Source organism: Pseudomonas sp. FG43 (assembly GCF_057809175.1).
Map to the genome: position 1 here is coordinate 14179 of NZ_JBMDJL010000022.1, position 21077 is coordinate 35255.

Sequence of the window (21077 nt, forward strand, 5' to 3'; positions counted from 1 at the left end):
CGAGTCATGCACCTTAACGGATTGGCGTCTCAAATGGTGACAAGACCACGAACGCCTTCGGCTTCCATATTCTCGCCACGGCCTTGCTGGACGATTTCGCCACGGGACATCACCAGATACTGGTCGGCCAGCTCTGCCGCGAAATCGTAGAACTGCTCCACCAGCAGAATAGCCATGTCGCCACGCTCGGCCAGCTTTTTGATGACCGCGCCTATTTCCTTGATGACCGATGGCTGAATGCCTTCGGTGGGTTCATCGAGGATCAACAGGCGAGGACGACTCGCCAGTGCCCGGCCGATTGCCAATTGCTGTTGTTGACCACCGGACAGGTCGCCGCCACGTCGATGTTTCATTTGCAGCAGCACCGGGAACAGTTCGTAGATAAAGGCCGGAACTTCCTTGGCTTCGGAGCCGGGGAAGCGCGACAGGCCCATCAACAGATTTTCCTCGACCGTCAGCCGCCCGAAAATCTCCCGGCCCTGAGGCACATAGGCAATACCGGCATGCACCCGCTGGTGCGGCTTGAATCCGGTGATGGGCTTGCCTTCCCACTCGACTGAACCCTCTTTGGACGGCAACAACCCCATCAATACCTTGAGCAACGTGGTCTTGCCGACACCGTTACGTCCCAGCAGACAGGTGACTTCGCCGACTTTCACGTCAAAGGACAGACCGCGAAGAATGTGACTGCCGCCGTAGTATTGATGGAGTTTGCTAACGTTCAGCATGTTTGTTCCTCGGAGCTGAAAGCGGCAAGCTAAAAGCCGCAAGAAAAATCAAAAGCAGAAAAGCAGTCATCAAGCGGAAAGCTACAAGCCCCAAGAAAAATCAAAAGCCAGGGCGCTTTTTCTTGTCGCTTGCAGCTCACAGCTTGCAACTGGGCGCTTCAGCGCCCCAAATACACTTCGATCACTCGTTCATCGGCCTGCACTTCTTCCAGCGACCCTTCAGCCAGAACGCTGCCCTGGTGCAGGACGGTCACGTGGTCGGCAATCGAGCCGACGAAGCCCATGTCGTGCTCCACCACCATCAGCGAATGCTTGCCTGCCAGGCTCTTGAACAGCTCGGCCGTGAATTCGGTTTCGGCGTCGGTCATGCCGGCAACGGGTTCGTCGAGCAGCAGTAATTGCGGGTCCTGAACCAGCAGCATGCCGATCTCCAGAAACTGTTTCTGGCCGTGGGACAGCAAACCTGCCGGGCGATGCATCGATGCGCTCAGGCGGATGGTTTCCAGCACGTCATTGATCCGGTCCTTTTGCTCGCCTGTGAGGCGTGCGCGCAGGCTGGCCCAGACCGACTTGTCGGTTTTCTGCGCCAGCTCCAGGTTCTCGAACACGCTCAAGGCTTCAAATACCGTGGGCTTCTGAAACTTGCGGCCGATCCCTGCCTGAGCGATCTGCACTTCGCTCATGTGTGTCAGGTCCAGGGTTTCACCGAACCAGGCTTTGCCGTGGCTGGGGCGTGTCTTGCCGGTAATCACGTCCATCAGCGTGGTCTTGCCTGCGCCGTTGGGGCCGATGATGCAGCGCAACTCGCCAACACCGATGTACAGATTCAGGTCATTGAGGGCCTTGAAGCCGTCGAAGCTGACGCTGATGTCTTCCAGGGTCAGGATCGTGCCGTGCCGGGTATTGAGCCCCTGGCCCGCTATCTGGCCCAGGCCGATGGCGTCGCGGCTGGTCCCGGCGTCGGAATTGGGGTCTAGAATCGGTTCAAGCATGAAAGCGGGTGTCGATGTGGTTTTCATGACTCGCTCCTTTTCTTCAGCAGGCCGATCACGCCCTTGGGCAGATACAGCGTCACGATGATGAACAGTGCGCCGAGAAAGAACAGCCAGTATTCAGGGAAGGCCACGGTGAACCAGCTCTTCATGCCGTTGACCAGACCTGCGCCCAGCAACGGGCCGATCAGTGTGCCGCGTCCACCCAGCGCTACCCACACGGCAGCTTCGATGGAGTTGGTCGGTGACATTTCGCTGGGGTTGATGATGCCGACTTGCGGCACATACAAGGCCCCGGCCAGACCGCAGAGTACGGCGCTCAGGACCCAGACGAACAGCTTGAAACCACGGGGATCGTAGCCACAGAACATCAGGCGGTTTTCTGCGTCGCGCAGTGCGGTCAGCACTCGTCCGAACTTGCTCTGGGCAAGGCGCCAGCCCACATACAGGCTTGCGACCAGCAACAGGACCGTCAGCAGAAACAGCGTGGCCCGGGTGCCTTGGGAGCTGATGCTGAAACCCAGAATGCTGCGGAAGTTGGTGAAGCCGTTATTGCCGCCAAAACCGGTTTCGTTGCGGAAGAACAGCAGCATGCCGGCAAAGGTCAGGGCCTGGGTCATGATCGAGAAGTACACGCCTTTGATCCGTGAACGGAAGGCGAAGAAACCGAATACCAGCGCCAGCAAGCCCGGCGCCAACACCACCAGACACATGGCCCAGAGGAAATTGTCGGTGCCTGCCCAGTACCAGGGCAGTTCGGTCCATGACAGAAAGGTCATGAAGGCGGGCAAGCCATCGCCCGCTGCTTCACGCATCAGGTACATGCCCATGGCGTAGCCGCCGAGAGCGAAGAACAGGCCGTGGCCCAGCGACAACAGACCGGCGTAACCCCAGACCAGATCCAGCGCCAGGGCGACGATGGCGTAGCACAGGATCTTGCCTACCAGCGTCAGGGTGTAGGCCGAAACCTGCAGGCCGTTATCGGCAGGCAGCAACGACAACAGCGGCATGGCCAGCAATATGGCCAGAACCAGAATGCCCACGGTCAGCGTGCCTTTTGGCCCGACTTTCTGTGCGGCGGTCACTATCAATGGCTGATTCATCAGTCGATCACCCGTCCTTTCAATGCGAAGAGGCCTTGCGGACGTTTCTGGATAAACAGAATGATCAGCGCCAGGATCAGGATCTTGCCCAATACGGCACCGATTTGCGGTTCAAGAATCTTGTTGGCGATGCCCAGCCCGAAAGCGGCCATTACGCTGCCCGCCAGTTGACCGACACCGCCGAGCACCACCACCAGGAACGAGTCGATGATGTAGCTCTGGCCCAGGTCCGGGCCGACGTTACCGATCTGACTCAAGGCCACTCCGCCCAGCCCGGCGATGCCCGAGCCCAGCCCGAAGGCCATCATGTCGATACGCCCGGTGGGCACGCCGCAGCAGGCGGCCATGTTGCGGTTCTGGGTCACGGCGCGCACGTTCAGGCCCAGGCGGGTCTTGTTCAGCAGCAGCCAGGTCAGTACCACCACGAAAAGCGCGAAGGCGATGATGACGATGCGGTTGTAAGGCAGCACCAGATTGGGCAGCACTTGAATGCCGCCCGACAGCCATTCGGGGTTGGCGACTTCAACGTTCTGCGCGCCGAAAGCCAGACGCACCGCCTGGATCAGCATCAGGCTGATACCCCAGGTGGCGAGCAGGGTTTCCAGCGGGCGGCCATACAAGTGGCGAATCACGGTGCGCTCCAGCGCCATGCCGATCAGTGCCGTGACGAAAAACGCCACCGGCAAGGCAATCAGCGGGTAGTACTCGATGGCGCCCGGTGCATAGCGCTGGAACATCAACTGCACCACATACGTGGAATAGGCACCCAGCATCAGCATTTCGCCGTGGGCCATGTTGATCACGCCCAGCAGGCCGAAGGTGATCGCCAGGCCGAGAGCGGCCAGCAGCAGAATCGAACCCAGCGACATACCACTGAAGGCCTGGCCCAATACTTCGCCGATCATCAGCTTGCGTTTGACCTGCGCCAGGCTGGTTTCAGCGGCAATGCGCACCGTTGCATCGGTTTCCACGCCCGGCGACAGCAGTGACTCAAGCCGCGTGCGGGCCAGCGGGTCGCCGGTTTCACCCAGCAGACGCACGGCGGCCAGACGCACCGAAGGGCTGCTGTCGACCAGTTGCAGGTTGGCCAGCGCCAGCGTCAATGCGCTATGCACGCCGGAGTCGGTTTCGGCAGCGACCCGTTGTGTCAGCAGTTCGATCTGAGCGGGGCGGGCGCTTTTTTGCAATTGCCGGGCGGCGGCCAGACGCAGTTTTGCATCGGCGGCCAGCAATTGGTGACTGGCCAGCGCGGTCTCGACCAGACCACGCAGCCGGTTGTTCAGGCGCAGTTTGCGCGGTTCATCCGGGGTTGGAGCATCGGCGGCAGCAGGAGCCTGCGCATCCACGGCCACGTATTGCTCATTGTTTTCGAGGTAGGCGCGTTTGCTGCTGTCCGCAGCAACACGGCCATCGCGCAAGGCTTCAAGCAATTCGACGCGCTCAGGCACAGGTTTGGCTGCCCAGGTTTCAAGCAGATCGGCCTGTTGCGAAGAGCTGGCAGAAACGAAATCGCCAGCATCACTGGCGTGTACTGCCAATGGCAGCAGGAACGCGAGCGTGAGAATGAGGCGGTACAGGGTTTTGGGCATATCGGTAGCCTGGGAGTCGGCGGTGAGGCATTTCGCGAATGAATTGCGCCGTCAGAAGCGAATTCATTCGCGAAGGTATTGGCTAGGTCTTAATTACTCTTCACTGCATGATCCGGCTTCTTGTCGTTGCCAGGGATGTACGGGCTCCATGGCTGTGCACGGATCGGATCCTTGGTCTGCCAGACCACGTTGAACTGACCGTTATCCTCGACTTCACCGATCATTACCGGCTTGTGCAGGTGATGGTTGGTCTTGTCCATGGTCAGGGTGAAGCCCGACGGCGCGGCGAAGGTCTGGCCAGCCATGGCTTCGCGAACCTTGTCGACATCGGTGGACTTGGCTTTTTCGACGGCCTGCGCCCACATGTGAATACCGACGTAGGTGGCTTCCATCGGGTCGTTGGTCACGGCCTTGTCTGCGCCCGGCAGGTTTTTCTTCGTTGCGTAGGCTTTCCAGTCAGCGACGAACTTCTTGTTGACCGGGTTTTCCACGGACTGGAAGTAGTTCCAGGCAGCCAGATGGCCGACCAGTGGCTTGGTGTCGATGCCGCGCAGTTCTTCTTCGCCGACCGAGAACGCAACCACTGGCACGTCGGTGGCCTTGAGGCCCTGGTTGGCCAGTTCCTTGTAGAACGGCACGTTGGAGTCGCCGTTCACGGTAGAAATCACAGCGGTCTTGCCGCCTGCCGAGAACTTCTTGATGTTCGCCACGATGGTCTGGTAATCGGCGTGGCCGAACGGGGTGTAAACCTCTTCGATATCGCTGTCCTTCACGCCTTTGGAGTGCAGGAACGAGCGCAGAATCTTGTTGGTGGTGCGCGGGTAAACGTAGTCGGTGCCCAGCAGGAAGAAGCGCTTGGCCGAGCCGCCGTCTTCGCTCATCAGGTACTCGACCGCAGGAATGGCCTGCTGGTTAGGCGCTGCACCGGTGTAGAACACGTTTGGCGACATTTCTTCGCCTTCGTACTGCACGGGGTAGAACAGCAGGCCATTGAGTTCTTCAAATACCGGCAGTACCGATTTGCGCGATACCGACGTCCAGCAACCGAACACCACAGCGACCTTGTCCTGAGTCAGCAACTGACGGCCCTTTTCCGCGAACAGCGGCCAGTTGGAGGCCGGGTCCACGACTACAGCTTCCAGCATCTTGCCGTTCACGCCACCCTTGGCATTGATTTCGTCAATGGTCATCAGCGCCATGTCCTTGAGCGAAGTCTCGGAGATGGCCATGGTCCCGGAAAGCGAATGCAGAATACCGACCTTGATCGTTTCGGCTGCCTGAACTGTCCAGGTCATACCCATTGCGGCGATTGATGCGGTCAGGGTGAAAGCTTTGATCAGGCTGCGACGCTTCATTGGACGGGCTCCGTTCGGTTGGCTTTTTTTGGTAGGGCGAAAGAATTGCCTCAGGGGTCCTAAGCAAAGGCTGTGCCCAGCCGGGCAAATGGAGTGCATATCCGTTCTAGAGGAGTCGCTGGCGAGGTTCGCGCACTGAAGTGGCGCTGATCGTGGTGCGTCGCTGGATTTTTGTTCGTTGTTGGTGCGCGACGTGCCCGGGAGAAATGAAAAAGCCGCTTTCGCGGCTTTTTCAGAAGATCTGACGAGGCCCGAACCGGTCGGGTGAGGAATTCATCACAAAACCGCCCGCCGGTTTCAGGCTTCGTAGCTGCAATTTAAGCTGCCGCCGACGATTTAGCAAAGCGTGAAAAAACTATCCGATCGAACGCCCATACCGCCAGCAGGGAAACGCCTACCAGCGGAAACGCTACAGCAAGCCCGAACATGATCACGATTGCGGTTTTCCAGCGGGGTAAATCATGGCGCAAGGGCGGCACACCAAGGCCTCCCGTAGGGCGGCGCTTCCACCAGATCACCAGCCCGCTTACCGATCCGAGCAGGATCATCAGGCAGGCCACAAAGATCAGCATCTGGTTGATCCAGCCGAAGAACTTGCCTTCATGGAGCATCACGCTCATCTCGGTGGCCCTGGAAACCAGGCTGTAATCCTTCCAGCCCACGTCAGCCAGAATTTTGCCGCTGTACTGATCGATATGCAGGGTCGCGTCATTGCGCGGATCGTCCGCGAACACCGCCACCGTGAAGACCCCTTCGGCGGTCTTGGGTGCGGTAATACTGTAGCCGGGCTCGACGCCCTGTTCGGTGGCGATATCGACGACTTGCTGTAACGTGACTTTCGGTGCCGCTGGGCCGGCAGACATGCCGTGATGGTGCATGTGTTCGGCATGCTCGCCTGTGGACTGCGGCATCGGCGTGTTTTCCAGTGCCCAGGGCACGGTCTGTACGCTGGCGGTATTGAGTTCGCCCGCCAGTTGCGTGGATTTGGGCACGTCAGTCCACATCGCAGCCGGGAAGGTGTTCCACAACTCGGCGTACTGCTTGCCCCAGAAGCCGGTCCAGGTCATGCCGCTGAGCAGCATGAACAACAGAATCAGTGATCCCCAGAAACCGGTGACCGCATGCAGGTCGCGCCACAGCACTCGCCCGCGACTGCTCAGACGCGGCCACAGCACCCCGGCGGCATTGGTCCCGCGCGGCCACCACAGATAAAGACCGGACACCACCAGCATGATGCCCCAGCCAGCGGCCAGTTCGATCAGCCGGTCACCCACGGTGCCGATCATCAGTTCGCCATGCAGAGCGCGGGCGATGGCTTGCAGGTTGTTTTTGGCATCCTGGGTTCCCAGGATTTCGCCGCGATAAGGGTCGATAAACACATTCAGCTCGTGGCCCTGCTCGCGCACCACAAACTGCGCGCTGCCTTCGGTGCTGACGGGCGGGAAGTATTTGCTGATTGCCGCCTGGGGATAACGGCTCAGTACCCGCTGCTGCAACTCGTCGGCGCTGATCTGGTGATGAGCGGGTTTGACGGTCAGCAGGTCGCTGTACATCAGGTTGTCCAGCTGTGGCTTGAACAGGTAAATGATCCCGGTCAGCGACAGCAGGATCATGAACGGAGCGACGAACAGCCCGGCATAGAAGTGCCAGCGCCAGGCCAGGTTATAGAAAGAGACTTTACGCTGTGACATGGAAAGCGTGCTCACGGTAAAAAAGTACAGGACTGAATGGCGGATCATTGCAAGCCCATCTCTGGGACAGGTTTGCGGCAAATCAGTCAGGTTCGAGCGGCCTTCCGGGCTGCGCTCGTTATGGTGTCAGGACAGGGCTGAAGAGGGCGGCGCCCGGCTGCGGGCATGCAGGAAGGCGCTCTGTCGCGCATGGCTTTGCCGGGTGATGGCGACAAAGAAGTCGGAGGGTTTGGGAGGTGTGGCAGCTATCAGTGTCAGTACTTGAGGCAGAGCGGGGCAACTGAACAGCAAGGTGCAGTAGCCACATTTGGCCCACAGCGCGTGATCGTCCATGCCCGTATCGACAGGCTTGGGATGCTCACTGCCGTGGTGGGCGTGGTGCGTCTCCATATCCATGGAGGCTGGCATCGACATGGACATACCGGCGTGATGCTCCATCGGCATCGACTGGGAAACCAGTGGGCCGATAAAGATCATCAACATGGCGAACAGACTCAGCCACGTGCCCCGGACTTTACGAGGCGTGGATGAGCGGACGCGATCAGTGCGCATGGCGCTCAAGTCAGGCAGTCACTCAATGCTTGTGTTCTGGTTCCTGCTTCTGGATCACGACTTGTACGTCGACATCACCAGCTTTCTCGAAGTGCAGCGTCATTGGGAAACGCTGACCGAGGGTGAGCATAGACCGGTCTTTGATATCCAGCAGCATGACGTGATACGCCATGGGCGCAAAGCTGACCTTGGCACCGGCTGGAACCTCGACTGACGGAACCTGGCGCATTTTCATCAGACCGTCGGCCTGCACGTGCTCATGCAACTGTGCCTGGGCTGCGATCGGGGTCTTGACGCTGAGCAGGCGGTCGGCACTGCTGCCTTTGTTCTCGATGGTGAAATATGCCGCGACGGTCGGCGCATTCGGTGGCAGCTCCATGGACCACGGGTGGCCGATCAGCAACTGGCCGCCTTTGTATTCGTGGGCATTGGCAAAACAGGCAGGCAGCAACAATGCAGCCAGCATGAGGGCTTTCTTGAACATGGGTGATTCTCCGGTCAATTCATTCAGGTGCTTCAAGACACGTGCGCAGTGAATGTCAGGCTGGCGGAGAGGCTCGGGGATTAGCGCTTGGCCATTGCTGGCGGGGCGAGGTGTGGGTCAGGAATATGGCTGGCGGGAAGTAATCCGGCCCAGGTCGCGTCTGCGGGCCATGGGTGAAGCCTGAAGGGATGACGACCACGATCGAACCTGAGCAGCATGCACAATGCTGCATGCTGGCGTGTTCTTCATGGTCAGGGATGCTTTTTGCAGTATCGCCCAGGGAAATCGCCACCAGACGTGTGCCACTGCCACTACAGAAACTGCCCCACAACAACTGCTCACCCTGAACGCGCGGTGCGCTCGGTGACAGCGGCATGGCCAGCAGGCTGAACAGCACCGCAAAGCAGGCAATCCAGACCGATGTTGTCCGACGTTGGGACATTACGGTTTCCGTTTTATCGAAGGGTCCAGTCAACTCCGCCATTTAGCCTGAACGGGGGCGATAAGTAAAAAGGGAGACGTGTGGCCGGGTGTCGCGGCCAGATGCCTCTCAATGCTTGCATGCCTCAGTGAGAGGGGCCTTGGCTGCGACAGGACTCGATGACGGCGGATGGATACTCAGGGGTTCATCCGTTCGGTCAGTTTCCGGGTGGCGTAGTAATCGGCGGCGATAATCTCATCGGTGCGTATCGGGATATCCCTGTCGATAGCGTAACTGAACAACCCGCCCTTGCGCCCGCCGTCACTGGGTTGCCAGTCAGCATAGTCATAAGCCCGCCCGCTGTTGCGGTCTTCACTGATATCGTCCCATCTCGGGCCGCGCTCTTCATAAAAGGAAAAGCCCGGAACAAACTTTCTAGCCGGCAGGAAGTCCTTGAAACTGTCATATACAGGGTCCATCTGGCTCAGGTCTCTTCCATAAGCCTGTAAGAACAGATAGTCGATCATTGTAGCGGTTGCCCTGAAAAGAGGATCTGTACCCGTTCTATTGGTATCAATAATGAGAAGTTTGCCTGTGCCGGACAGCGGGCCAAGATACCTGGAGAATAAGGTGCAGATATTGACGGTTTTGAGATGTTCAGCAGGGGTTAGCGTTCGCTCGAAGTCTATATCGAACCCGTCAAGTTGGTAGGCGTTTATATACGTATCCATTATGAAGTCGACGTACTTCTGATGCCCGGCGGGATTGTCAGGGTAGTTGACGTTGTCGAGAAGCCCTTGAATGCCCTGGGTCAAGACCACTTTAGTGCCATTGTTGTGCAGGTGCGGGACGTAGACATCCTTCAGCGCCTGCCAGTAAGGGTTTTCAGGCGGTGTCTCCACAGGAAAGACCAGGACGATATCGAGGTTCTCAGGAAGTTCGTTCATGGCGGTTTTATTGACGACAGGGTCTGTGGCTTTATCGCGCCAGGTTCTAAAGTAACCCGCCATGATATTCTCGTTGTTCATGTGTAATTCCTTTTACGTGGTGAACTCCTGGAAAATTCTAGTGCTGATACTCAGGGGTATTAGTTGTACGGTTGTTTTTTCTGATGTGAGGTGGTTGGGGCGATGAGCGGAAACGAATACTTATACATGTCATGAAGCGGGAGGGACCCGCTGATTCAAAGAAATTGCAGCGCCTTCAATGCCGTCTCGCTAATGAGTCCGTTCCTGCTTGAGGGCATTAAGTACTTCTTCGACGCTACTCAGCACCCGATCCACCTCTGGCAACACAGGCCGTTTCAACACCAGCACCGGCAACCCACGCTCCCGGGCGACTTCCAGTTTGGGTTCGGTGGAGCTGCTGCCGCTGTTCTTGCTGATCAGGACATCGATCTGTCGGCGCTCGAACAGGGCGCGTTCTTCTTCAAGGTGGAAAGGTCCGCGTGCGCCGATCACTTCGCAGCGTTCGTTGCCGGGGTATGGGTCCAGGGCGCGGAGGGTCCAGAACTGGTGCTCAGGAATTTCGTGCAGGTGCTGCAAGGGCTCGCGGCCCAGAGTAAACAGCGGACGCTTGAATGTGGCCAGGGCCGTAATCAGTTCTGACCAGTCAGCCACTTCGCGCCAGTCATCACCTGGGCCTGGCTGCCACGCCGGACGACGCAGTGCCCAGCACTCGATCCCGGCCAGCTCCGCCGCGACGGCAGCATTGCGGCTGATCTGTGCTGCATAGGGATGGGTGGCATCCAGCAACAGGTCGACACCCTGTTCACGTATGAATTGCGCCATGCCTTCAGCGCCGCCATAACCGCCAACCTTGAGCTGGCAGGTCAGGTCCGTCGGCACGCGGCCAACACCGGCCAGACTGTAGATGTGCTCCGGCCCCAGGGTTCGGGCGATGGCCAGTGCTTCGGTCACGCCACCCAGCAGCAATATGCGTTTCATGCAGTCACTCCGGCTTTTCCGACAATACCGCCCTGACGATCAATGGCGAAAACCTCTACCTGAACCTGCGCGGGGACCACACTGCGGGCGAAGTCCAGAGCGTGCTGGCAGACCGTATCGCCCAGAGGCACACCCGCCGCCGCGCTCATGGCCAGTGCTTGCTGGCTGGTATTGGCGTCGCGAATCTGCTGCTGCAACCTTTCATCGGCCCCTGCATCCGCTGCCCATTGCGCCAGTTGCGGCAGGTCGATGCTGGAATGACGGCTGTGCAGGTCCATATGACCGGCAGCCAGTTTGCTGATCTTGCCGAAGCCGCCGCAGATGCTCAGTTTATCCACAGGCACCTTGCGCAGATGCTTGAGCACCGCGCCTACGAAGTCGCCCATTTCGATCAGGGCGATGTCCGGGATCCCGTAGACCCTGCGCATCGTGTCCTCGCTGGCGTTGCCGGTGCAGGCGGCGATATGCAGGTAGCCATTGGTCTTGGCAACATCGATACCCTGATGGATGGAAGCGATGTAAGCCGCGCAGGAGAATGGCCGGACGATGCCGCTGGTTCCCAGAATCGACAGCCCGCCGAGAATGCCCAGGCGCGGGTTCATTGTTTTCAGCGCAAGCGCTTCACCGCCTTCGACGCCCACCGTCACCTCGAAACCGCCCGCATAGCTCATCTCTTGCGCCAGCCCCAGCAAATGCTCGGTCATCATGCGACGTGGCACCGGATTGATGGCGGGTTCGCCGACATTCAAGACCAGACCGGGGCGTGTCACCGTGCCCACTCCCGAGCCGGCGACAAAGCGCACGCCAGGCTCGGCATCAAGCCGTACACGGGCAAATACCAGTGCGCCATGGGTCACGTCGGGGTCGTCCCCGGCGTCCTTGATGGTTGCGGCCTCCGCGCCATCTTCGACAAGACGGCAGAACTCCAGACGCATCTGCACCTGTTTGCCCTTGGGCAATACGATCTGCACCGCATCGTTGACCTGCCCGCCGAGTAACAGGCGAGCCGCCGCCAGACTGGTCGCCGTGGCGCAACTGCCGGTGGTCAGGCCACTGCGTAGAGGGGCGGGCTGTTCGGCGGTTTCTTCACGCATCAGGGCTTGACCACATCCAGCAGGGTAATGGGCAGCGCCTGACGCCAGGTGTCGAACTCCCCCAGAGGTTTGGCATGGGCGACATGGATGCGTGTCAGCTCGCCGCCATGCTGTTCGCGCCAGGCCATCAGGGTGACTTCGCTTTGCAGGGTCACGGCATTGGCGACCAGCCGGCCACCGGAGCGAAGTTGCTTCCAGCAGGCCTCCAGCACGCCGGGGCGGGTAACGCCGCCGCCGATGAAGATGGCATCGGGTGTTTCAAGGCCGTTCAGTGCTTCGGGCGCACTGCCGCGCACCAGTTGCAGGCCCGGCACGCCCAGAGCATCGCGGTTGAATTCGATCAGATGCTGACGACCTTCATCTGCCTCAATGGCCAGGGTGCGGCAGGTGGGATGGGCGCGCATCCATTCGATGCCGATGGAGCCACAGCCCGCACCTACGTCCCAGAGCAGTTCGCCGGGCACCGGGGCCAGGCGCGCCAGCGTGATTGCCCGTACATCGCGTTTGGTAAGCTGGCCGTCATGCTCGAACGCCGAGTCCGGCAAGCCCGCCAGGGTGCTCAGACGTGGGGCGTCGATGTCTGCGCGACAGTCGATGGCCACCAGATTCAGCGCCGCTGTTTCCGGGTTGCCCCATTCACTGGCCTGCCCGTCGATACGCCGCTCGGCCTCGCCGCCCAGATGTTCAAGTACGGTCATCTGGCTCGGGCCGAATCCTCGCTCGCGCAACAACCCGGCAATGGCCGCCGGGCTGCTGCCATCGTTGCTCAGCACCAGCAGGCGCACACCATGGTGAAATTGTGAGTTCAGGGCGGCCAACGGACGGGCAACTACCGAAAGCGTGACGACTTCCTGCAACGGCCAACCCAGACGTGCCGCAGCAAGGGAATAAGAGGACGGGGCCGATACGATGCGCATCTCTTCGATGTCGACCACGCGGGCAAGGCTGGCGCCGACACCAAACAGCATCGGATCACCGCTGGCCAGTACACAGACTTCGGCCCCGCGCTGTTCCAGCACCGGGTTCAGGGAAAACGGGCGGGGCCAGTTCCTGCGCTCTGCACGAATGCAACGCGGCAGCAAGGCGAGCTGGCGCGGGCTGCCGAACACCTGATCGGCGTGCAGCAGCGCATGCCGGGCATTCTTGCCCAGGCCTTTGTAACCGTCTTCCCCGATTCCCACGACTGTCAGCCACGGCGACATGTACATCCCTCGATCCAAACTTCCGACAGAGCGTCTTTTCATGCTGGCGGACAAAGCAGGCATAATACCGCGCCCGATAGGCACATGTGCCTATTGAAGCGGCAACCAGGGTCCAGAAAGTCCAGATCGGGTGATTCATTGAACGAGCCGAAGTACGCTCGCAAGTCCTCCATAACCATTCGCCCCTCGGCCTGTCCGGGGTTGCTGCGTATCGTCCCGGCTCTGGACGGCGGAATCTGCCGGATCAAGCTGGCCGGTGGCGTGGTCAGTGCCGCTCAGGCGTTGGCGGTGGCGCAGGCTGCGAGTACTTATGCTCAGGGCGTGATCGAGGCGACCAACCGGTCCAACCTTCAGATTCGCGGGATCGGCGCCGATCATGACGGGTTGATCCAGTCGCTGATGGCTGCGGGGCTTGGTCCGGCCAATCCTGACAGCGACGATGTGCGCAACCTGATGCTCAGCCCGACCGCCGGCCTGGACCCGCACATGCTGTTCGATACCCGGCCGCTGGCGGCGCAGATTCTGAATTCTCTGGAAACGCACTCACGCTTTCATGAGCTGTCGGCCAAGTTTGCCCTCTCGCTGGATGGTGGCGAGGCGCTGGTCATGCTGGAACATCCTCATGACCTGTGGCTTTCGGCGCTGGCTGTGGACGGTGAAGTGCTACTGGCCTTCGGACTGGCGGGTTGCCCGGCCCATGATCGACCGCTGGCGGCGGTGCCTCTGGCGAGTGGGCATGAGTTGGTTATCGCGTTGCTGGAACTGTTTCTCGATCTGGCCCGCGCCGAACACACTCGCATGCGGCATTTGCTGGCTGAAGTGCCGGTTGCGGAAATTCTGCGCCAGTTGTCTGAGCGCTTGAGCGTTGCGCTGCGGGTTGATCAAAAAATAATCGAATGGCAGCGTCCGACGAACGGCGATAGCCATCATGTCGGCATTTATCCACAGGCGCAGCCGGGGATGGTGTCAGTGGGTGGTGTCGTGCCCCTTGGGCGTCTGGATCCCGCGCTGCTGAGCACTGTCGCCCGACTGGCCAGCGAAAAGGGCGACGCAACCCTGCGCTTTACGCCCTGGCAAAGCCTGTTGCTGCCCAATGTGCCCGGCGAGCGAGCACAGGAGGTGGCGGCTGCATTGCAGGCGGCAGGCCTGATCTGTTCGAGCGAACAGCCACTGTCGCGCATCGTGGCTTGTACCGGTTCGGCAGGCTGCGGCAAAGGGCTTGCCGATACCAAGGCCGATGCGTTGCTGCTGGCCGGGCAGTTGCCCCGCAATGAAGTCGCGCACCTGACTGGTTGTGGCCGCTCCTGCGCTGCTGCGCATGTTGCGCCTGTGACTTTGCTGGCGGTTTCGCCGGGTCATTACGACCTCTATTTTCGCGACGCAGCACACCCCGGTTTCGGCGTGCTGCGTGCGCGTGACCTCACTATTGAAGCAGTTGGCGCGCAGTTGGCGGCCAACTCACGGAGCAGTTCTGCATGATTGATTACATCCGCGATGGTCAGGAGATTTATCGCAACTCCTTCTCGATCATTCGCGCCGAAGCGCGTCTGGATACGATCCCGGCCGATCTGGAAAAGCTGGCTGTGCGTGTCATCCACGCCTGCGGCATGGTCGAGGTCATTGAAGACCTGCGCTTCTCGCCGGGTGCCGGAACTGCCGGGCGTCATGCACTGGCGGCGGGCGCGCCGATCCTCTGCGATGCGCGGATGGTGTCCGAAGGCATCACCCGTTCGCGGCTGCCGGCCAACAATCAGATCATCTGCACCTTGCATGACGAAGGCGTTCCGCAAATGGCCCGTGAGCTGGGCAATACCCGTTCCGCCGTGGCGCTGGAGCTGTGGCGTCCGCACCTGGAAGGTAGCGTCGTGGTGATCGGCAATGCTCCGACCGCGCTGTTCTATCTCTTGGAGATGCTTGATGCAGGTGCTCCGAAACCGGCGTTGATCCTCGGTTTTCCGGTGGGCTTCGTCGGTGCTGCCGAATCCAAGGCCATGCTGGCCGCCGACAGCCGTGGCGTGCCTTTCGTCATCATGCAAGGCCGTCGTGGCGGCAGCGCCATGGCCGTTGCGGCGGTCAACGCACTGGCGACGGAGATCGAATGATGCAGGCTCGTGGTCGATTGATTGGCCTGGGCGTCGGCCCCGGCGACCCGGAACTGATTACCGTCAAGGCGCTGCGTCTGTTGCGCGAATCGCCTGTGGTGGCCTACTTCGTGGCCAAGGGCAAGAAAGGCAATGCGTTCGGCATCATCGAAGGTCACTTGCAGGAAGCCCAGACGCTGATGCCGCTGGTGTACCCGGTGACCACCGAAGCGCTACCTGCGCCGCTGTCCTACGAGCAGGTCATCAGTGACTTCTATGACGAAGCCAGTCTGGATGTGGCGGCGCATCTGGATGCCGGTCGCGATGTGGCGGTGATCTGTGAAGGCGACCCGTTTTTCTACGGCTCCTACATGTACCTGCATGACCGTCTGGCCGAGCGTTATGAAGCTCAGGTGATTCCGGGTGTGTGCTCGATGCTGGGCGGTGCGTCCGTGCTGGGTGCGCCACTGGTGTATCGCAATCAGAGCCTGTCGGTGTTGTCCGGCGTGCTGCCGCACGACGAGCTCAAACGCAAGCTGGCTGACGCCGATGCGGCAGTCATCATGAAGCTGGGTCGCAACTTTCCCAAAGTGCGTGATGTGCTGGCAGAACTTGGTATGGCCGGGCGTGCGCTGTACGTTGAGCGTGCCACCATGGCCAACCAGAAAATCGTGCCGCTGGATCAGGTCGACCCCATGTCGTCGCCTTATTTCTCGCTGATTATCGTTCCCGGCGAAAGGTGGCAAGGCTGATGGTCCAGAACATTCCAGCCATTGTGATTCTGGGCAATGGCAGCCTGGCTACCGCGCGACGGATTCAGCAGCTATACCCGGATGCACTGATTCATGGTCTGGCCGAGCGTGTGCAGGGAGCGGATAGCACTTACAGCGAATTTGGCACGACTCTGCGCCAGCTTTATCAACAGAACACGCCGATCATTGCCCTGTGCGCGGCCGGGATCGTGATTCGGACTCTGGCACCACTGCTGCTGGAAAAGGGGGTCGAACCTGCCGTGCTGGCCGTGGCCGAAGACGGCAGCGCAGTCGTGCCGCTGCTGGGCGGGCTGGGCGGGGTGAATGTCATGGCTCGTGAAATAGCCGCTGGCCTTGGCGTTGCACCGGCTATCACCACCAGTGGTGAGCTGCGTTTCGGCACCTGCCTGCTCAACCCGCCCAATGGTTATGCCTTGGGCGATCTGGAGCTGGGCAAGCGCTTTGTTTCCGATCTGCTCTCCGGCGAGCACGTACGCATCGAAGGCGCGGCACCGTGGCTGGCCCAGGCGCAACTGCCGGAAGATCCCCACGCGGATCTGGCGATTCATGTGGGTTGTGCCGAGCGTGAACCCTCAAGCAACGAATTGCTGATTTACCCGCGCAGCGTGCTGGTTGCGGTCAGTGAAACAGGCCCGGAACTGGCTGACAACGTGCGGGCTGCCTTGCACGAAGCCAGAGTCGCCGTGCAATCCCTGGCCTGCCTGCTGGCCGGAGATGCTCAGATGGCCGATGCTGATTTGCATCAGGCCGCAGCCGGTTTGGGTGTGCCAGTGCGTTTTGTCAAAAGCGAAGCCGCCAGCGAGATGGCCCGGCATGCGGTACCGCAGCTGCTGCCGCCAATCAGTGTGGGCGAGGGCATTGCGATTGCCGTTGCCCGCCAGCCACTGGATGTTCAGCAGATCGGCCGTGGACGCGGACGGCTTGCGGTCATTGGTCTGGGGCCTGGCGCTGCCGAATTCATGGTGCCTGCGGTCAAGGCCGAACTGGCACGTGCCAACGACGTGCTGGGTTATGAAACCTATGTGCGTATGGCCGGGCCATTCCGTGCCGATCAGGTGCTGCATTGCACCGACAACCGCGAAGAAATGATGCGTGCTCGCCATGCGTTTGAACTGGCGGCGCAAGGTCGCTCGGTGGTGGTGGTGTCGTCCGGTGATCCGGGTGTGTTTGCCATGGCCTCGGCCGTGCTTGAGGCATTGCATGAATCCAGTGACCCTCAATGGCATGCCGTTGAGCTGGAAATCCTGCCGGGCGTCTCTGCTTCCCTGGCGACGGCTGCCCAGGCTGGCGCGCCCTTGGGGCATGACTTCTGTGTCATGTCGCTGTCGGACAACCTCAAGCCTTGGGATGTGATCGAAAAGCGTCTGGACCTGGCATCTCAGGCTGACCTTGCGTTGGCTTTCTACAACCCGATCTCGCGCTCTCGCCCTTGGCAACTGGGACGGGCGCTGGAAATCGTGCGCCAGCACCGTAACCCTGAAACGCCCGTGACGCTGGGGCGTGATATCGGTCGTCCGGGGCAGACCCTGCGTGTCATTACCCTGGGTGAGCTGACGCCTGAGCAGGTGGATATGCGCACCATGGTGCTCATCGGTTCTTCGACCACCTGCACCTTTGCCCGCCCCAATGGCGAGCGATGGGTGTATACGCCACGCTGGTATCCGGTAAAACCGGGTAGTTGATGTTGTTTGTGAATGAATTCGCTCCGGCAGGCTATAGGAGCGAGTTCATTCACGACGATAAAGTAAGAAGTCTCTTTAATCCCTGCGGGTCGTTGTTTATTGTTGTTGTAATCTTGTACTTTTAGCCGTTTTCTGTGTTGTGCAGCTGCGTCAGCTTGGCTAGTTTCATATCCTTGTTTCTATAAGGATGTAGATAATGGCAAGTCAAGACTTCAATGCCCTGATAGCGGGCAATACTATCGTGTCTTTCTCTTCGACTGTTTCAAGACAGGCCCGTGAAGATATTGCGGATATGCTGCTGTATGCCGAGTTCTTTGCGACCCAGAGTTACCGGCCAAACGAGTTCTGGACCAGTTGGCTCAACTATTACCGCAGTACCCTGGTCCGTTCAGGGTGCAAACTGAAAAGTCAGATCGTCAAGGAGCCGATGGTCATTACCGGTGCTGAAGAGCTGGATAGCATCAGTTTCGATATCACCGGTTCAGTGCGTGTCGACAACCTGCTGGAACTCACCCGGCGCTCATTCAAGGCGGCGCGGCTCAATCAGTATGCGCGGCATTTCTTTCAGTACGGGTCGGGTTCGGGATCGGTCGGTAATTTTCAGATCGTGCCCTGCGAAGAGGTTGCCGGGGAAGTACATCTCCTGCTGTGCGGTCTGCATGCCAGCTCGACCATTACCTCGGATAGTCGCGGCGGCGACTCGTGGATCAATCGCGAGATGGTCGTGCGCCTGGGGGGTGGTGTCTATGCGTTCAACAGGACCGTTTTTGCTTCGCAAAGGGAGCGTATCCGCGCCAGATTGAAAGCTGTCGGTAACCTCAATATCCGTCAGATAGACATCTGAATTATTTGCTTACAGCAGAGACTGTAAGAAATATCCATTGATGTGCTGGGTATTTGGGTTGCTCTGATGTCATCCAGGTTCTTTGATGGTGAAGGGCCTGAATAGGATTTTTAAAACAACGCCCGTTCTGCTCCTTTACTTATCTTGTACTTGTGGGGTGTGCGGTATTTATTTGTTATTTCTCTATATGCCTGTCGAGGTCCTACTTTTTGCAGTCGGCGGCTTTTGCACGGTATGGAGAAACCCGAATGCATGGAGTAGCTTTGAGTTGTCCTTCAAGGATGAACCCAACTTAAAAAAGGAACTTGAAATGTTTGATGAAGTTGAAAAAAGCAAGATCGAAATCGCTAACTGTGACCTGGGTGACTGTGATCACCAGGAACATGTCGATAACAAGAGGAAGTCTCTCGGCCTTATGGAAGTGGATGAGAAGAATCCCGGTGCTCTGGTGGCCGGAGATACCGTAGTCTCTATCGTTTCCGGCATGTCCAAAGAGAACAAACAGATTATCAAGGACAGCGTTCTGCTCGCTTCGCTGGCCGCCAACAAGAAGTACCGGGACAGCAATGAGAATGCCGTGCAGTGGTACGAAACCTTCACCAAGGTGCTGGGTTACTGCGGCTGGTTCTCCCAGTCCAAAGAGCTTTCGGACTATCGAAGCAGCAATACCCGTTTACCATGGAACAGGAAGCGCTCAAGATTCTGGAATCGGCCATCGTTGCCATGGCAGTGCCAGGCCCGACTTCTGTATTGCTGCTCAAGGTCGCGAAGGACACCGTGAAGGCACTGCAAGCCAGTGACAAGCCTCTGCGGTTGTTCGAGAACTCAAGCAAAACCCATAAAAGTGCCAAGTTCACTATCGCGTCCGCAGCCGAGTCCAGTGATGGTGAAGTGGTCATGGCGATGGGGGCCGTGAACTTCGTTACCTCTCAGGACATAACCAACGTGCTGTTCTGGGAATGGAACAATGCTTCTGTTCGCATCAAGCGTGCCGAGAACAATCTGGTCCTGAACCTTCAGCATTATGCGCGGGTCAAGGGTGAGGTCGAGGCGAAGCTGACGGCAAATGCCCGATCTGCACTGGCTGAGTTCGAGATTTGACGAGGTGTTGAGCCGCGGTTCGCCGCGGCTTTTTTTCGATGAGCGTAATGAGGGAATCTTATGTGCAAGGGAATGCAACAGCGTTATATCAACGCAGGCAGCCTGTTCTTTTTTTCCAGCTGCGTATCCTCTTCATTCAAGTCGGATGTGCTGGACTGTAGCCTGTATAGCCAGTTGGCCGCCTCGGCCAGGCATGAGAAGTTTGCCGAGCCTGTCGAATGGCGTCAGACCTATCTCAGTGCTCTGACCCGGTTTCGCTGCAATATCACCTACCGCGAGGTGCAGGATGCGCCCCTGGAGTACACAGGTTCACTGTGGGACTACACCAGGGAAAAGCTGGCCAGTCGAGTGCCTTTGCCGTTCATCGAGCAGGCAGAGCGCACCCTGAAGCACTTTGTAAGTGGCACCGAAGAGATTGCCGCCAAGGCTTTGTTTATTGAACAGACGACCCGCTGTCTGCCGGCCCCGAGGCTTCCCGGGTCGACGGCAGAGTTGGCCTCGCCCGACAGGCAGGATTGCTCCATAACCCTGCAACTGGGGTTTGTCGATGTCGAGCCGGTGCTCAACCTGATCATTCTTTCGTTCCAAAGCACGCCACTCGCAGGTGAAATGCCGCTTTCGCAATTGTTCGCCCGACCGGACAGCTTGAAGAATCTGGAGATCGCAACTGTTTCGGCCGAGCTGGATGAACACGGCTTCGGTTATTTCAGGAAGGATCTGGTCGCCAGGCTGGGTGAAAGACGTGATCAGTTGATTGTCGATCTGGGGGAGGGCGAGTGATGAATTCAAACTCTCTGTTGATGGCCAATAACCTGGTTTCTTTCCTGCCCGGCATTGATGCGCAGGAGCGTGCGGATATTCAGGACTGCCTCTTGCTGGCCGAGCTGTGTGCTTTCGAGGCTTATGACCGCAAGAGAAACTGGGAGGGCTGGATCAATGCGTACCAGCAGAAGCTGGTGACGTGCGGGCTTTCACGCACATCGGTGATTGATCAAAAGTCCGCGGTCTTCAATAAACCCAAGGATTTCCAGCGTCAGGCCGCGTTGCTTGTGGCCCGTATCACTTCTCCCCGGCTTGCTGAACTGGCGAAATCTTCGCTTCAGCTCATGTTCAACAGCGAGCATGCAAAAGACTTTTTCAGCAGTTGGTTCAGTGTGGGGCGCTCCGAAAGCTTTCAGATAGTGCCTTGCGAGAAACGAGAGTCCGGGCAGATTCATATCGTGATCTGTGGGCTGCAAATGATCAGCCTTACCAAGCCAAAACCCTGGTACTCATGGATATCCAGGATTCCCATGTGGCCGCTCAATTATGAAATGAGGCTGTTGCTCAAGGGCGGCGGCTTCGTCTTCGACAGCGCTCAATACGCTTTGAACCGCGACCGTGTGCGAAAGGAATTACAGGGCAGGGGAGCGGAGCGTATCAAGCGCATTCCGCTCTGA

At 59.0% G+C, this 21077-nt stretch carries 22 protein-coding genes; 9 read left to right on the plus strand and 13 right to left on the minus strand.

Translation table 11 applies throughout. The features are described 5' to 3' along the window. Nucleotides 1–29: 29 nt before the first annotated feature. The 13 genes from urtE to cbiE form a co-directional block, all read right to left on the minus strand. Nucleotides 30–728 (minus strand): urea ABC transporter ATP-binding subunit UrtE, encoded by a 699-nt coding sequence (gene urtE, locus ACODS3_RS21905; RefSeq protein WP_025262167.1) that lies wholly within the window; start codon nucleotides 726–728, stop codon nucleotides 30–32. Nucleotides 729–886: 158 nt separating this feature from the next. Next, nucleotides 887–1747, minus strand: a complete 861-nt coding sequence (urtD, locus tag ACODS3_RS21910) for an urea ABC transporter ATP-binding protein UrtD (RefSeq protein WP_201020333.1) — start codon at nucleotides 1745–1747, stop codon at nucleotides 887–889. Beyond that, entirely contained in the window at nucleotides 1744–2823 is a 1080-nt protein-coding gene (urtC, locus tag ACODS3_RS21915; protein ID WP_025262165.1) for an urea ABC transporter permease subunit UrtC, read from the minus strand. The genes urtD and urtC overlap by 4 nt, the downstream gene beginning before the upstream one ends. Then, on the minus strand, nucleotides 2823–4412 hold the full coding sequence (urtB, locus tag ACODS3_RS21920) for an urea ABC transporter permease subunit UrtB (RefSeq protein ID WP_201005051.1): 1590 nt from the start codon (nucleotides 4410–4412) through the stop codon (nucleotides 2823–2825). Before urtB ends, urtC begins: the two co-directional genes overlap by 1 nt. 89 nt (nucleotides 4413–4501) lie before the next feature. Then, nucleotides 4502–5767, minus strand: a complete 1266-nt coding sequence (urtA, locus tag ACODS3_RS21925) for an urea ABC transporter substrate-binding protein (RefSeq protein WP_201005049.1) — start codon at nucleotides 5765–5767, stop codon at nucleotides 4502–4504. A 317-nt stretch (nucleotides 5768–6084) separates the two neighbouring features. Continuing rightward, nucleotides 6085–7458 carry a PepSY-associated TM helix domain-containing protein gene (locus ACODS3_RS21930; RefSeq protein ID WP_489036232.1) on the minus strand — a complete coding sequence of 458 codons (1374 nt, stop codon included), beginning with the start codon at nucleotides 7456–7458 and terminating at the stop codon, nucleotides 6085–6087. A 126-nt stretch (nucleotides 7459–7584) separates the two neighbouring features. Next, a complete protein-coding gene (locus ACODS3_RS21935; protein WP_304574770.1) occupies nucleotides 7585–8010 on the minus strand; it encodes a DUF2946 domain-containing protein in 426 nt (141 codons plus the stop codon). A 22-nt stretch (nucleotides 8011–8032) separates the two neighbouring features. Further along, nucleotides 8033–8494, minus strand: coding sequence for a copper chaperone PCu(A)C (locus tag ACODS3_RS21940; RefSeq protein WP_489036234.1), 462 nt, complete (start codon nucleotides 8492–8494; stop codon nucleotides 8033–8035). Between the two features lie 55 nt (nucleotides 8495–8549). Beyond that, nucleotides 8550–8936 (minus strand): DUF2946 domain-containing protein, encoded by a 387-nt coding sequence (locus tag ACODS3_RS21945; RefSeq protein ID WP_489036236.1) that lies wholly within the window; start codon nucleotides 8934–8936, stop codon nucleotides 8550–8552. Between the two features lie 176 nt (nucleotides 8937–9112). Continuing rightward, nucleotides 9113–9943, minus strand: a complete 831-nt coding sequence (locus ACODS3_RS21950) for an EndoS/ChiA family endoglycosidase (protein ID WP_489036238.1) — start codon at nucleotides 9941–9943, stop codon at nucleotides 9113–9115. A gap of 189 nt (nucleotides 9944–10132) precedes the next feature. Continuing rightward, nucleotides 10133–10861, minus strand: a complete 729-nt coding sequence (locus tag ACODS3_RS21955; protein ID WP_489036240.1) for a cobalt-precorrin-6A reductase — start codon at nucleotides 10859–10861, stop codon at nucleotides 10133–10135. Next, the gene (locus tag ACODS3_RS21960; RefSeq protein WP_304574773.1) at nucleotides 10858–11955 is read right to left on the minus strand and encodes a cobalt-precorrin-5B (C(1))-methyltransferase; all 1098 of its coding nucleotides are present in this window, start codon (nucleotides 11953–11955) and stop codon (nucleotides 10858–10860) included. The genes ACODS3_RS21955 and ACODS3_RS21960 overlap by 4 nt, the downstream gene beginning before the upstream one ends. Beyond that, nucleotides 11955–13157: a precorrin-6y C5,15-methyltransferase (decarboxylating) subunit CbiE gene (gene cbiE, locus ACODS3_RS21965; protein ID WP_304574785.1), complete on the minus strand. Its 1203-nt coding sequence runs from the start codon at nucleotides 13155–13157 to the stop codon at nucleotides 11955–11957. Before cbiE ends, ACODS3_RS21960 begins: the two co-directional genes overlap by 1 nt. 138 nt (nucleotides 13158–13295) lie before the next feature. Between cbiE and cobG the strand changes: the two genes are divergently transcribed. From cobG to ACODS3_RS22010, 9 genes are all read left to right on the plus strand, one after another. Next, nucleotides 13296–14636, plus strand: coding sequence for a precorrin-3B synthase (gene cobG / locus ACODS3_RS21970; protein WP_489036242.1), 1341 nt, complete (start codon nucleotides 13296–13298; stop codon nucleotides 14634–14636). After that, a complete protein-coding gene (locus ACODS3_RS21975) occupies nucleotides 14633–15259 on the plus strand; it encodes a precorrin-8X methylmutase (RefSeq protein WP_201005035.1) in 627 nt (208 codons plus the stop codon). The genes cobG and ACODS3_RS21975 overlap by 4 nt, the downstream gene beginning before the upstream one ends. Continuing rightward, on the plus strand, nucleotides 15256–15990 hold the full coding sequence (locus ACODS3_RS21980; RefSeq protein ID WP_374005032.1) for a precorrin-2 C(20)-methyltransferase: 735 nt from the start codon (nucleotides 15256–15258) through the stop codon (nucleotides 15988–15990). The genes ACODS3_RS21975 and ACODS3_RS21980 overlap by 4 nt, the downstream gene beginning before the upstream one ends. Next, entirely contained in the window at nucleotides 15990–17693 is a 1704-nt protein-coding gene (gene cobJ / locus ACODS3_RS21985) for a precorrin-3B C(17)-methyltransferase (RefSeq protein WP_489036245.1), read from the plus strand. The genes ACODS3_RS21980 and cobJ overlap by 1 nt, the downstream gene beginning before the upstream one ends. 196 nt (nucleotides 17694–17889) lie before the next feature. Beyond that, entirely contained in the window at nucleotides 17890–18537 is a 648-nt protein-coding gene (locus ACODS3_RS21990) for a hypothetical protein (protein ID WP_201020342.1), read from the plus strand. A gap of 310 nt (nucleotides 18538–18847) precedes the next feature. Next, the gene (locus ACODS3_RS21995) at nucleotides 18848–19318 is read left to right on the plus strand and encodes a hypothetical protein (RefSeq protein ID WP_489036247.1); all 471 of its coding nucleotides are present in this window, start codon (nucleotides 18848–18850) and stop codon (nucleotides 19316–19318) included. Then, complete coding sequence (locus tag ACODS3_RS22000) at nucleotides 19315–19638, plus strand: hypothetical protein (RefSeq protein ID WP_489036249.1); 324 nt, start codon at nucleotides 19315–19317, stop codon at nucleotides 19636–19638. Before ACODS3_RS21995 ends, ACODS3_RS22000 begins: the two co-directional genes overlap by 4 nt. A 72-nt stretch (nucleotides 19639–19710) precedes the next feature. Then, entirely contained in the window at nucleotides 19711–20418 is a 708-nt protein-coding gene (locus tag ACODS3_RS22005) for a hypothetical protein (RefSeq protein ID WP_489036251.1), read from the plus strand. After that, entirely contained in the window at nucleotides 20418–21077 is a 660-nt protein-coding gene (locus tag ACODS3_RS22010) for a hypothetical protein (RefSeq protein WP_201020345.1), read from the plus strand. Before ACODS3_RS22005 ends, ACODS3_RS22010 begins: the two co-directional genes overlap by 1 nt.

Excerpts from the sequence above, each read along its gene's own strand:
- urtE (WP_025262167.1), bottom strand. The coding sequence starts at position 728 with ATGCTGAACGTTAGCAAACTCCATCAATACTACGGCGGCAGTCACATT.
- urtD (WP_201020333.1), bottom strand. The coding sequence starts at position 1,747 with ATGAAAACCACATCGACACCCGCTTTCATGCTTGAACCGATTCTAGAC.
- urtC (WP_025262165.1), bottom strand. The coding sequence starts at position 2,823 with ATGAATCAGCCATTGATAGTGACCGCCGCACAGAAAGTCGGGCCAAAA.
- urtB (WP_201005051.1), bottom strand. The coding sequence starts at position 4,412 with ATGCCCAAAACCCTGTACCGCCTCATTCTCACGCTCGCGTTCCTGCTG.
- urtA (WP_201005049.1), bottom strand. The coding sequence starts at position 5,767 with ATGAAGCGTCGCAGCCTGATCAAAGCTTTCACCCTGACCGCATCAATC.
- ACODS3_RS21930 (WP_489036232.1), bottom strand. The coding sequence starts at position 7,458 with ATGTCACAGCGTAAAGTCTCTTTCTATAACCTGGCCTGGCGCTGGCAC.
- ACODS3_RS21935 (WP_304574770.1), bottom strand. The coding sequence starts at position 8,010 with ATGCGCACTGATCGCGTCCGCTCATCCACGCCTCGTAAAGTCCGGGGC.
- ACODS3_RS21940 (WP_489036234.1), bottom strand. The coding sequence starts at position 8,494 with ATGTTCAAGAAAGCCCTCATGCTGGCTGCATTGTTGCTGCCTGCCTGT.
- ACODS3_RS21945 (WP_489036236.1), bottom strand. The coding sequence starts at position 8,936 with ATGTCCCAACGTCGGACAACATCGGTCTGGATTGCCTGCTTTGCGGTG.
- ACODS3_RS21950 (WP_489036238.1), bottom strand. The coding sequence starts at position 9,943 with ATGAACAACGAGAATATCATGGCGGGTTACTTTAGAACCTGGCGCGAT.
- ACODS3_RS21955 (WP_489036240.1), bottom strand. The coding sequence starts at position 10,861 with ATGAAACGCATATTGCTGCTGGGTGGCGTGACCGAAGCACTGGCCATC.
- ACODS3_RS21960 (WP_304574773.1), bottom strand. The coding sequence starts at position 11,955 with ATGCGTGAAGAAACCGCCGAACAGCCCGCCCCTCTACGCAGTGGCCTG.
- cbiE (WP_304574785.1), bottom strand. The coding sequence starts at position 13,157 with ATGTCGCCGTGGCTGACAGTCGTGGGAATCGGGGAAGACGGTTACAAA.
- ACODS3_RS21975 (WP_201005035.1), top strand. The coding sequence starts at position 14,633 with ATGATTGATTACATCCGCGATGGTCAGGAGATTTATCGCAACTCCTTC.
- ACODS3_RS21980 (WP_374005032.1), top strand. The coding sequence starts at position 15,256 with ATGATGCAGGCTCGTGGTCGATTGATTGGCCTGGGCGTCGGCCCCGGC.
- cobJ (WP_489036245.1), top strand. The coding sequence starts at position 15,990 with ATGGTCCAGAACATTCCAGCCATTGTGATTCTGGGCAATGGCAGCCTG.
- ACODS3_RS21990 (WP_201020342.1), top strand. The coding sequence starts at position 17,890 with ATGGCAAGTCAAGACTTCAATGCCCTGATAGCGGGCAATACTATCGTG.
- ACODS3_RS21995 (WP_489036247.1), top strand. The coding sequence starts at position 18,848 with ATGTTTGATGAAGTTGAAAAAAGCAAGATCGAAATCGCTAACTGTGAC.
- ACODS3_RS22005 (WP_489036251.1), top strand. The coding sequence starts at position 19,711 with ATGCAACAGCGTTATATCAACGCAGGCAGCCTGTTCTTTTTTTCCAGC.
- ACODS3_RS22010 (WP_201020345.1), top strand. The coding sequence starts at position 20,418 with ATGAATTCAAACTCTCTGTTGATGGCCAATAACCTGGTTTCTTTCCTG.